At 28.6% G+C, this 11947-nt stretch carries 12 protein-coding genes; all 12 read right to left on the reverse strand.

What is annotated here, in order from left to right:
• Position 1: 1 nt before the first annotated feature.
• On the reverse strand, positions 2-700 hold the full coding sequence (locus GXK56_RS04635) for a hypothetical protein (protein ID WP_160685630.1): 699 nt from the start codon (positions 698-700) through the stop codon (positions 2-4).
• Complete coding sequence (locus GXK56_RS04640) at positions 697-1977, reverse strand: normocyte-binding protein (RefSeq protein ID WP_160685632.1); 1281 nt, start codon at positions 1975-1977, stop codon at positions 697-699. The genes GXK56_RS04635 and GXK56_RS04640 overlap by 4 nt, the downstream gene beginning before the upstream one ends.
• Positions 1978-2003: 26 nt before the next feature.
• The gene (locus GXK56_RS04645; RefSeq protein ID WP_160685634.1) at positions 2004-3857 is read right to left on the reverse strand and encodes a serine/threonine protein phosphatase; all 1854 of its coding nucleotides are present in this window, start codon (positions 3855-3857) and stop codon (positions 2004-2006) included.
• Positions 3858-3986: 129 nt separating this feature from the next.
• A complete protein-coding gene (locus tag GXK56_RS04650; protein WP_160685636.1) occupies positions 3987-4832 on the reverse strand; it encodes a protein phosphatase 2C domain-containing protein in 846 nt (281 codons plus the stop codon).
• Positions 4833-4841: 9 nt separating this feature from the next.
• The gene (locus tag GXK56_RS04655) at positions 4842-5342 is read right to left on the reverse strand and encodes an FHA domain-containing protein (protein ID WP_160685638.1); all 501 of its coding nucleotides are present in this window, start codon (positions 5340-5342) and stop codon (positions 4842-4844) included.
• 105 nt (positions 5343-5447) lie between these two features.
• Complete coding sequence (locus GXK56_RS04660) at positions 5448-6017, reverse strand: FHA domain-containing protein (RefSeq protein WP_160685640.1); 570 nt, start codon at positions 6015-6017, stop codon at positions 5448-5450.
• A gap of 13 nt (positions 6018-6030) precedes the next feature.
• A complete protein-coding gene (locus tag GXK56_RS04665; protein ID WP_160685642.1) occupies positions 6031-6474 on the reverse strand; it encodes a DnaJ domain-containing protein in 444 nt (147 codons plus the stop codon).
• Between the two features lie 16 nt (positions 6475-6490).
• Positions 6491-6667: a hypothetical protein gene (locus GXK56_RS27955; RefSeq protein ID WP_207710257.1), complete on the reverse strand. Its 177-nt coding sequence runs from the start codon at positions 6665-6667 to the stop codon at positions 6491-6493.
• A 314-nt stretch (positions 6668-6981) separates the two neighbouring features.
• Positions 6982-7407 carry a membrane-associated protease 1 gene (locus tag GXK56_RS04670; RefSeq protein WP_160685644.1) on the reverse strand — a complete coding sequence of 142 codons (426 nt, stop codon included), beginning with the start codon at positions 7405-7407 and terminating at the stop codon, positions 6982-6984.
• 26 nt (positions 7408-7433) lie between these two features.
• Positions 7434-7859, reverse strand: a complete 426-nt coding sequence (locus GXK56_RS04675; protein WP_160685646.1) for a membrane-associated protease 1 — start codon at positions 7857-7859, stop codon at positions 7434-7436.
• A 65-nt stretch (positions 7860-7924) separates the two neighbouring features.
• A complete protein-coding gene (locus GXK56_RS04680) occupies positions 7925-10099 on the reverse strand; it encodes a transcriptional regulator (protein ID WP_160685648.1) in 2175 nt (724 codons plus the stop codon).
• Positions 10100-10608: 509 nt separating this feature from the next.
• Positions 10609-11757: a carboxynorspermidine decarboxylase gene (gene nspC / locus GXK56_RS04685; protein ID WP_160685650.1), complete on the reverse strand. Its 1149-nt coding sequence runs from the start codon at positions 11755-11757 to the stop codon at positions 10609-10611.
• Between the last annotated feature and the right edge of the window lie 190 nt (positions 11758-11947).

Consider the following 11947-nt stretch of genomic DNA (forward strand, 5'->3'; position numbering starts at 1 on the left):
TTTATTCAACCATAACTATCTCATTAATTCTCATAGTGTTATCTAATCCTATAATCCCAAAATGTTTATCCCAAAATACAAAGGGCTTCATGTTTATTGGTAAAAAAGTTTCTAAAATAACATTAATTTTGCTTTCAAGTTCTTTCTGCTTTGCTTCTGATAAATAAATATAAATATTCTTTGGCTTTTCTTTATTTGAATAAACTATACTATTCTTAAATATTTCTTTAACCACTTGTTTGAATAATTTAAGAGAGGTTCCTGTTTTATATAAAATAATAAAGCTATTTAACATACTATTCTTTTCTTCCTTACTAAAATCTTTAATATTTTCAGCTAATCTTTTACCAAACACATTGTTTAATATATCTTTATATAAAAATTTTTTATATATTTCCCCTTTATTTAATCCTTGTTTTAAGTCTAATCCCCCTAAGTAATGTAACAATATATCTGAAAGGACTTGCCTAAGCTCTCTACTTTCATCAATGTTTATATTAAATAAGTCTTTAAAGATTTCATAAAACCTATAATATTCATTTACTTCAATAACATTATTTTCTGGCAACAAATTTGAATTAAGCTCATTAAAAGCAATTTCCATATAAGGGCTGCATATTTCAGCTTGAACAAACTTAATCTCTTCTCTAGGAATATTCTCTTCATCAGCTCTTAATAAAATTTCCCAAATATAATTCATAGTAATCTTCCTTCACATTTATATTCTGGATAAATAAATTGAACTTCTGATACTAAAAAGCTTAAAATATCTTTATTCAAATAATTTTCTTTATTAATAGGTTCAAAATATAAAATCAACGATTTTTTTATATTCTCTTCTCTTATTTCATCAATAATAAAATCATTAACTTCATAGGTCTGTTTATTTTCATCTAAAGCCTCTTCCATAAGTGTAGCCTCAGTAAATCTCAAATATTTAGATGCTTTAAAAGAATTTATAAGCCTTGCAAGTTCTGTTTTAGTTTTTATGGTATGAGATTTATTAAAAGCTAATTTATTAGAGAAATTTATATTAACTTCATTACTCATAAGCTCATATTTATATTTCTTCTTTGTATTTTTATCAAAATTAATAATACTTAATAATTTCCATGCCATTGCTTTTTGTATATTAGAAGAAATTATTACTGATTTTTTAGTGAACATTACCCAATTAATAGCATGATTTTCATTATCCACTAAATAACCATTCTTCTCACCTTCTTTTTCAATTGAAATATTATGTTCATAACCAACTTTATCAATACATGGCATTGGAAATCCATCGCACTTTAAATTTAGTTCTTTTACATTCCAAAGAGGAACCATATCATATTCCACATACTTGCTGTATTCTCCAAAATCCAGCTCAATTTCAGTTATATTCTCATCACCTTGGATTTTATCTTCACATGCTGTTAATACAACATCTGCAATCTTATGAATATATGGATTATTTATTGTTGTCCATGCAATATTACTATTTATAAAACTTTCATATAATTTATGAATTTTATTTTTGTATTGATTATTTTCTACAACTGTAAAGTAGGCTTCATGGATTTTCTTATCTGTTTTAATAAGTCCCTTTATTTTAAAATTTTCATTGATAAATTCTTTAAATATCAGATAGTCGCATTTAAGAAAAATCTTAAATAAATTCTTATGCTCATTTATTTCAAGTAAATTTAGGATTTCTGCAGTATCATAAATTTTTTCTTCTATATCTTCCTTTAACATGGGAAATAAAAATTCATCTGTAACATCAACTTTTTCTCTTCTTACTATTGTTGAATAAATATTGTACTTCTCTTTTATATAATGCAACTCACTAAATACTCTTTTTTCAATTTCATTAATTCTATTATTTGAATGTTCTTCTAATGCTTCAAATACACTATTCATTATTTGCTTTAGCAGTACCCTATCATTCAAATCCTTTATTTCATTTAATTTCTCATAAATTCTATCATCCATTTTATTCACCTACGTTAACTATTAATTTATTTTGCTGGTGCCTGAACTTTGGCTGAAGCTTGATCTATGGCTGTTATTTTTTCAGTTACTTTTGATACGCTATCCGTATCTCCTAAACTGTTATATACATCTTTAGCTAAAAGATATAATACCTTTGCTGAAGCTGAATCACCTGCTGAATATCTTTTATCTGCTTCTTGCATATATTTATCTGCTTCACCTTTTTTATCTGCCACTTCATTAATTTTTTTATCCATAAGAGCTATTTTTTCTACTAATTCATCAGCTAAACTATGAGAATTTATTTCCTCAAAACCTTCTTTGGCTAAGGCATAATACATTTTTGCACTTACATAATCACCTTTTGTGTAGCTTAAATCTCCATTCTTTCTAAGATCTATAGCTTTATTTAATTTTTCATCGGCAGCCTTTTTCTCTTCCTCTGCCTTTTTAGCTGTGTCTTCTTCTTTTTTCTTAGCATCATCATCTGCTTGTTTCTTATCTTTTGCTGCTTTATCTTCATCATCTTTTTTCTGTTTTGCATCAGCAGCCTTTTGATCATAAATCTTTTGTATTTTATCCATAGCCTCTTTCTTTTCATCTTTTAAGTAAGAGTCTAAGGCTAAATCCTTAGCTGCTAGATAATTTGTTAAGGCATCCTCAGTTTGTCCACCATCTAGCTGCTTATCTGCCAAGGTCAATAAATCTGCTACTTTTATACAATTCTTAACCATGTCAATTTTCTTTAATACATAGTTTCTACCTATATCTTCAGCATCACCAGCTCTTTCCAATGCCAAAACATATTTATCTAGAGCATCTTCATATTTTTTACTATCTAAAGCTTTATCTCCATCTACTATAATTCCTACATATTTATAATCATCATCTAAAATCCTTATATCATCTTCAAGCTTATATTTTTTGGCTATATCTAATGCATTTTTATACTCTTCATCAGCTTTTTCCATATTTCCAAACTTTATATATTCTTCAGCATTTTTCTTATCTACTGCCATAGTAGCAATATCATCCTGCTTCTTATTTTTATAAATTATAAATGCCCCTACCCCTATTGCTATAATTAAGAGTAAGAGTATTGCAGCTATTATGGCTATTTTAATTTTTTTGCTTCTTTTAGGATCTAAATATGCCTTTTCTACAAAAGTCATTGCCAAAGTATAATTTTCCATTTGCTTTGGCTGCTTTGACAAAACCATATCTTCAACGCTATCAATAACTTCTTTAGGCTCCTTTGCACCTTCTAAAGAATCCTCTATTTCTTTTTCTTCACAGTTTTCCCATACTCCCTTTGTAAGAAGTGCAAATACATCTCCATCTGAAAGCTTAATCTTCTTTGATATGTAGATTTTATTTAACTTATTTTGTCCTAAATATGAAGAAAGATTGTTCCTTTCAGTATGCTTTGCCATTGCATCTAAAGAAATCATTTCGTCATCTGCTAATTGCTGTGCTAAGGATTGATCTTTACTTTTTTCTCTCAAATAACCATCCTTAAAGTAATAAAATCTTGTATTTCCTATATTTGAATAGACTAATTTATTGTAATTAGTAACAACTACTGTAATTGATGCCTTCAATCTAACATTTCTACTATTTGTTATTAATTCATTATTTGCATTTCTTATATACTTTTTCAAAATAAATCTATTCATAGTAGGCCTTGCTGTGAAATCTTTTATAAAGGCTGTCACTGCAATTTTTGCACTTTCTAATTCCTTATCTTCATCAATTCCATCAGCTACTACATAACAGGCATAATTGTCTAATTCAACATATGCAAAGTAATCCTTATTTTCCAGATAAGTTCCTTCTTCTGATACAAAACTTGTCTTAAATTTTGAGTTTAGCTTCCTCATTTTCTTCACCCTAACTTAGTTATTCTATCAATGACTAATGCACAATTCACAGTCTATAATGAACAATCAATCTTTTTTATAACTTAACAGTTAATAATTATACGTTGATAATTGCGCCTTAAAACTTAGTCATTTCCCTGTGTATTTCATAAGCATAATACTGCCATTACAGTTATCTTTGTAATTATCTTTTACTCTTTCCATTATTTCTTCACTTTTTTCATTTATAGTAATATTTTTATCCCCTAAAATTTTCTCAAATTCTATCCAGCTTAGACCTTTATATACACCTTTACTCATAAGTACAATAATGTCATTTTTATATAGCTTTATTGGTGTATCTGAAATCTCTATATTTTCAGCGGATTCTTGTCCTAAATAATATAATAATTTTTCTTCCTTTAAGGCATATAGAGCTTCCTGCTTTTGAATTTTTCCATTATAATATTCCTTTTTAGCTACTTCACTTATGGAATGTCCCTTGCTTAATCTTACAAGCTCATTATTTCTAAAAATAGCAAGCATAACATCTCCAACTAAAGCATAGGATAATAAATTTTTATTTATTATTACACTTAGTACACTGGCGCCGCCTTTATCTTTCTCAACCCTCTTTATAATCTCATGATTTGCTTTTTTAAAAGCTTTATTAAAAAAGTAAGTCATCCTCTCCTTGCTGCCCTCTTCTTTAAAGGCAGTAATTATTGTCTTAACCCCTACCATACTTGAAATTCTTCCCACTTCATTATTACCAAGTCCATCAGCTAAAACAGCTAAGGTTCCATTAACCGTAGTTACTGTTTCCACATAATCTTCTTGGATTTCTTCATACCCAATTGATATTTTTTTTGCTATTTCCAAATTATTTATATAAATCCATCTCAATAAAATGCTCTTTATTATTAGCAAAATCGCCAGCACAACTAAAAATATAAAGATTAGTTTTAAATTAGAATACTCATTAATCTTCACCATGACTGCTACCTACTCATTATCCTGCCATTCAAAATGTTCTCCACAAAACGGTACAAATAGGAATTTGCTCTTTCCAAGTTCAATTACATCATAAGCAGATAATTCTGACGGCATGTAAGCTGGTTCCTCATTTAAATAAGCAATCCCCGAAGAATCTCCTGGTAATAATACATAATTCTTTTTCTTTGGATCATATACTACTATTGCGTGATTTCTAATAGCAATTTGATTATCTCCTATTATTTGAATGTCCATATCATCTGCTCTACCTATGAAATTCTTTCCATTTTTTATTTTATAATCTTTACCCACTCTTGTTCCTTCAATACATACAAGCCATCCGCAAACTGGCTCAACCTCTTGATAAAGCAAATTAGTTTCGATTTCTAATATTTCTTGAACAGGTTCTGGTCTTTCCTTTTTAGAAGTATCTATATTACAATATGGACATATACTTCCATAACGTCTTTCACTAAACATATGTCCGTTTGGACATCTAATAAGTCCCATTTATATCACTCCAATCAATTCAGTCTACAATTTACAGTTTTTAGTTAATGTAAAAAAGTCCACGACTTTTTATTTTTGAGAATTATAAATTATCAATACTGTAGCTTATTTTAGTAAAAGTTTAACTTTTGAAATAAACAGAATATCCCCTGTTTTTAATTCACACGGAGCATCTTTTACAATTCTATATTTTTTATCATCCTCAACTTTTTGTATGCTAATTCCACTTTCTTCTGATAAATCTTCTATATACCATTTTCCGGCAGCATAATTTAATACTGCATGATTATTTTCAATAAATCTTGAATATATTGAAGTACTTAAATCTATATAAACATCATTTTCCCCTCTATTTTTACCAATAATAAAAGATATTCTCTCCCCTATTTCCCAAGTTCTAATAATTTCATTTTCCTCGTTTACTAACTCAATTCTGTTAATATTACTTTCATCTTTTATTATTTCTTCTTTATGCAGTCTTTTATATAAGTTAACAAAACATACTATTCCAAAGCCTGCTGCTAAAAATATTATTAATGCTCTTATATAAGTTGAATCTATTGTCATATAGGCAACTATAAATATTAAAGCAATAATAATTCCTATAAAAACATTGATTAATTCCATTGTCATAAGTAATTTATTATTAATTTTCACGTTATTTTCATCATTCAAAGTAACCACTCCATTACTTTCTTTTTACATTAAAAAAACTATCAAACATTTTGCTTGTATCTATTGGATTCTTTTCTTTTTTTAATTTATCCTTATTGATGTTATTAGACTTAGCATCAAATCCAAAAAAACTCTCAAAATATTTATTTAAGTTTTCTATGCTTTCACCTTTATCTTGATATTTTTTGTTATTATCTGATTTATTATTTCTACTCTTTGTTTCTTTATTACTGTTATTCTCTTTATTATTAGATCTTTCATTGTTGTATTTGTTTCTTGAATCTTCGTTGCTTAAAACTTCATAAGCTTCATTTACTTCTTGAAATTTTCTCAAGGCTTCCTTATCATCTGGGTTTCTATCTGGATGATACTTTTTAGCTAAACTTCTAAACGCCTTTTTTATTTCAGCACCAGTTGCAGTCATAGGTATGCCTAATATTTTATAATAATCTTTCACTTTACACCCACTTAAATCAGTTTACAGTTAACAATTTAGGATGATATTCCTTTGGAATATCTTTTAATATTATTTTTATAAAGCCCATAGGCTTTTCAGCATTCATTGTAAAATGTACATTGTTAATTAGAAAAATATCATTAAATACATATAATACCAGAAAGGGAATACGCTCTTTTGTGCAGTGTTGCATTTAGAATATGGATGTAGATATTTCTTCCCTTTGGTTTGCTTGTATCTATACTAGAAATAAGTAACATATTATGTGGAGCGTTTCATTGATATTTTGATGGTTATGATTCTTGACCAGAAGTTGTTCCAAAAGACTTAAGTGAGAGTCCAAATCTTATATTTAGCCCCTCGAACTTACTCAGCGAACGCATGTGGGTCGAGTTTCATCTATTGAAGCAAGCCTTTTGAGTGCAACTTCTGGTCTTAGAACCATCCATCAAAATTTAAAGAAACCGTAACATAATATGTTACTTATTTGGGCTTGATACCACTATATTAAGCGCTATATCCGCCTTCTATTGTAACTGTACTTAGCTTGTCTTTCTTTTGTCTTACAACAAGTTCAAAAGTACCTATACCTTCAGTGTCTCCAAAAGTTTCTTTGTAATCTACTACAAAAGCATTTGGATAAGTTATTTTTCTTATAATTTGGTCTGCTGAAATTACCTCAACAGTTACTTTTCTATAACAGTCTGCTTTTTCAGCTGGAACTAATGACCAAGTTCCCATTTTTCTTGTGCTATCAAATGGATCACCATCAACAGCTGTTAAGATCTTACCAGAAATAACCATTGTGCTTCCAACATCTTTTGATCTTGCATTTGAATCTTTTGGTGTATCTGTTGTAAGTTTTACAGTTTCAACACTTTCTATGCTTAAATCAATTGTTTCTGCACCTTCAATTTTCACTCTAAATCCCATTTTAAGCTTCCTCCTTAATTATAATTTTATTCAGCAAAACCGCCTTCAAATTTAACACCTGCAGTTTTATCCTTCTTTTGTTTAACGTACAATTTAAATGTACCTACACCTTCTACATGTCCATAATCTTCTTCGTAGTCTACTACAAAAGCATTAGGTAGTGTAAATTGTCTTACTACTTGGGAAGCAGAAATAACATCTACTTTTACATTTCTATAACAATCAGCCTTCTCTGCTGGTACAAGCGACCATTGAGCTAATTTAATTGTAGTGTCTGCTGCTTCCCCATTTACTGGTGTTAAAATTTTACCAGTAATCATTAATGAAGTTCCTAAATCTGTTGAACGTGCATTTGAATCATCTGGAGTATCTGTTTTAAACTCTACAGTTTCGATACTTTCAATGTTTAAATCAATACTTTCAGCACCCTCAACCTTTACTCTAAATCCCATTTTTTATCCTCCCTTTAATTTTTATTTATAATTAAAATAGATATTAAATTTAACATCTATTATAATTAACTAACTTCACCATGTGCATCATTACGAGTTATTTCAACTTCTAAGTTCTTAACATTTCCGTTAAACACTAAGTCGATATTACAAGTTCCAGTTCTTTCATTTATTACAAAGTTAATATCATCTCCATCTTTAATAATGGCATTACTATGTCCTTTATGTGCCATCCACTTACTCTTAACACTTGTTGGATTGTTACTAAAGAATTTAATAATATTATCTTCTTTGAAATCATTAGTATAGAATCTTAAGATTCTTTCTATATATGTTGTAACTAATGTCTTATATATTGATTCAAAATCATTTTCAGTAGCCTGTAAGCTTCTTGCTTTGTACACAGTGATTTGTTTTATATCTTTACCTTGAAGTTTTGCATTTTCTGATGAAAATACAAACCCAAAGTTTTTCCTATTTATCATATTTTTGATTTCATTTGTAAAACCAGATATTTCTTTAGCTAATGTAGTTGTAATCATCAAAGCATTTGATCCTGATTCAATATCAAATCTAACACCTGGATATTCACTATATACATCTTTAAACTTTTCTCTTAAATATTCTGGACATTGATATGCAGCTACAATTCCTGCTGCTATATATGAACTTCCAATATAAACCCCTTCTATCCAAAGCTTTAATATATCTTCTTTTTCTTTAGATAATTCTGCTACTCCATTTTCTGCAAGTATCATTCTCTTATCCAAGACAACTCCTGATTTTTCTTTTGGAATAACAGTAAAGTTTGGTATGCATGGAATTGCAAATTCACTGTAAGTCTTACGTAATAATGGCTCACATTTATCTATAAATTTTTCAACTCCTGCTGTAGCTATATGATTAAAGGTTGTATCTTCTCTTGGTTCAAAACTAAAGAATATTTGCAGACGATATTTTTGAACTGTATCTAAAAGCATTGCTAAATCTTCCATAGAATTTGAATCTGTCTTTTCAACTTGCTTATTAGCTTTAAATCTTTCTCTAACTTGCTTCTTAGTTTGTGCCTCAAGTTCTATTGATGGAACTATTCCAAACCAAATAGTATTATCAAAATCATTTTTATCATTTACAGAACTTAAGAAAGTATTTAACCTTGGAAGGTTTTGAGAATTTACTAGTCTACTAAGCTTTGTATTTGTAACTAAAAGACTTGGCTTCATTCCCTTGTTTTTTGTTTGATATTGATCAAAAAACATTTTTACACCCATGATTTTTTCTATGAGCGGCTTAACTGTTTTTATAAAGTCATCTTTTGAACTTTTGTAAAATTCTAAATAAGTATTGTAATTGCTTATTTCTACATCTAAATCAACAGAACTTTCCATTGTTGATGCAAGTGGACAGAAGGTTCTTACCACTAAGCTTTTTACATAATCAGATTTAACTTCATTGACTTCATCATAATCATCTTCAAAAGCTTGAATTAATCCAGTATTGGCCTTATCATCTATTGCAATAAGCGAAGTTTCTTCTGTCTTTGGAGCTTCTATAACCTTTAATTCTCCATTTTCGCCCATACTTAAAACACCAAGCTTAAGAGGTTCATTTGACTTTCCATTATCATCTCCGCCAAGTAATAATCTAGTTTTTATATCTTCAATTGCAAGAGGCAGCATTGCCATTATGTTGTTATAATTTGAACTTGCTTCTTCAAACATAACATTAAGCTTGTCCCCTAAATCTAATTTACTTGGATCTTCATCATCTAAAACGTCATACTTGCTATATGTATACTGAATTTCTTTTCTAGTTTGTCTTATATCGTCCATTACTTTTTTAGGCGATATCATATCTAATAAATTTTCAAATTTAAAGTCAACATTAGCTATTCCTTGTGCACGTTTTGTGTCAATTAAAGTAAATAACATTTTTAAGAAATCATTAGATTGATTAATTGGAATTTCAGTTATTAATTCAGGTGGAAAATTTTCTGGTTTTTTTAATGTGTACATTACTTTTTGATTATTTGCATTATAAAAGGAATATACAACTGGCGCGAATTTATCTAAAAATTCGTCAAAGCTATTTACTAAAAGAAGTTCATTAATTTCTTTTATCTTATCGTCATTTAAACTATTTAATCCTTTTGTATCCCCTACAACAGTGATTAAATCTAATTTTTCTGGATTGATTTCCTCAAATAATATGGTTCTGTTGGTTTGCGCTATTACATCCACTTTTGAATCCCCCTTGTATACAATAAATTTATTTTTTAATAACATAAGCTTATTTTCATAATATTATTTATTTCAACATCCTTTTAATAAAATGTCCTATAAAATTCTTGCATAATACTTTAAATAAATAAACGCCCTTATCGTAAAATGTACAAATTCAATCGTAAATAAATTTTTACTGCCATTCTACTAATTTTTCATCGTTTTACTATTGATTTATAACATTTTACGATAATTGTATTGACTTTTACGATTGTGAATTGTAAAATTTAATATTTAGCAATCATATCTCATTTAAGCTTTTAAAATTTAATTAAACTTCTTCTATTTATTCCCTAAATATCCCTAACAAAATAACCAATAAATAATCAGAAAATACCAATATTTTTATTCTTCAAATATATTTAATTTTATTTAAAAAATTCCATATATGTATAAAAAAGAGCATATGATATATTTAATATCACATACTCTTCTATAATTATTAATAAACTTTTTATATTATTTTCCTAAGATAATCTACCTTTAAAGTCTTCATATCCAAATTGCTTTATTATTTCTACACCTTTTTCTTCACTATATTTAACAATTGCAGGAAGATTCACACCATTAAAGGTATTATTTTTAACCATTGAATAAATAGCCATATCGCAAAATACAAGCCTATCTCCTGGCTCTAATGGTTCCTTGAATGAATAATCTCCTATTATATCACCTGCAAGGCAAGTTGGCCCACCAAATCTATAAGTAAATTCAAATTCATTTGGTTTCCCTGAGCCTATAATATTAGGTCTATATGGCATTGCAAGTACATCAGGCATATGACATTCCGCTGAAGTATCTAGGATTGCAATATCCATTCCATTTTTAGTAGTATCTAAAACTGTTGATATTAGGAAACCTGTATTTAAGGCAATAGCTTCACCTGGTTCTAGATATACTTGTACTCCATATTTATCTTTGATAAAATTAATAGATTTTATTAGTGTATCTAAATCATAATCTTCTCTTGTAATATGATGTCCTCCACCAAAATTAATCCACTTCATCTTCTTAATGTATTTTCCAAACTTTTCATCTACAACCTTTATTGTACGCTCTAAAGTATCAGAATTTTGTTCACACATAGTATGGAAGTGTAGGCCGTCTATTCCTTCTAGCTCATCTTCTTCAAAGTTATCTAAAGTAACTCCCATTCTTGAATTTATAAAGCATGGATTATAAATATCTGTTTCTATTTCAGAATATTCAGGATTAATACGAATAGCACATTCAATATTTTTATCATTAGCCTTTACTTTATCTCTAAATTTTTTCCATTGGCCAAAAGAATTAAATACTATATGGTCTGAGTATTTCATTATTTCATCAAACTCATCTTCTCTATACGCTGGAGCATATATATGTACTTCTTTTCCCATTTCTTCATATCCTAGTCTAGCTTCATGTAAAGAGCTTGAAGTAACCCCTTTTAAGTACTTTCCGATTAAAGGAAAAGTTGAATACATAGAAAATGCCTTAGTTGCAAGAATAATATTACAACCTGTTGCATCCTGAACATATTTTAAAGTTTCCAAATTCTTTTTAATAAGTCTTTCATCTACCAAATAGCAAGGTGATGGCAATTTACTTATATCTATATCTTTTAAATCTTCCATTTTAATTCTCCTTTTTTATAAAGTGAAACTTGATTCAGGTGGGGTTTGATCCCCATCTGAATCTTAGTTGAACTTATACCCTCAAGGGGCACCTCGTCCAGGAGCGTGCAGCCGTTAACTCCCATTTAATTGAGTGAGAGTGTTATGGATGCTAGCTATCGGATAAAAATTTAACACCCTAACAAGATAC

This window comes from Clostridium sp. C2-6-12 (assembly GCF_009928485.1).
Taxonomy (GTDB): Bacteria; Bacillota; Clostridia; order Clostridiales; family Clostridiaceae; genus Clostridium.

Bases quoted from the DNA above. Each gene is read 5' to 3' on its own strand.
- GXK56_RS04635 (WP_160685630.1), bottom strand. From the start codon at position 700: ATGAATTATATTTGGGAAATTTTATTAAGAGCTGATGAAGAGAATATT.
- GXK56_RS04670 (WP_160685644.1), bottom strand. From the start codon at position 7,407: ATGGGATTTAGAGTGAAAATTGAAGGTGCAGAAACAATTGATTTAAGC.
- GXK56_RS04655 (WP_160685638.1), bottom strand. From the start codon at position 5,342: ATGGGACTTATTAGATGTCCAAACGGACATATGTTTAGTGAAAGACGT.
- GXK56_RS04640 (WP_160685632.1), bottom strand. From the start codon at position 1,977: ATGGATGATAGAATTTATGAGAAATTAAATGAAATAAAGGATTTGAAT.
- GXK56_RS27955 (WP_207710257.1), bottom strand. From the start codon at position 6,667: ATGCAACACTGCACAAAAGAGCGTATTCCCTTTCTGGTATTATATGTA.
- GXK56_RS04675 (WP_160685646.1), bottom strand. From the start codon at position 7,859: ATGGGATTTAGAGTAAAGGTTGAGGGTGCTGAAAGTATTGATTTAAAC.
- nspC (WP_160685650.1), bottom strand. From the start codon at position 11,757: ATGGAAGATTTAAAAGATATAGATATAAGTAAATTGCCATCACCTTGC.
- GXK56_RS04650 (WP_160685636.1), bottom strand. From the start codon at position 4,832: ATGGTGAAGATTAATGAGTATTCTAATTTAAAACTAATCTTTATATTT.
- GXK56_RS04645 (WP_160685634.1), bottom strand. From the start codon at position 3,857: ATGAGGAAGCTAAACTCAAAATTTAAGACAAGTTTTGTATCAGAAGAA.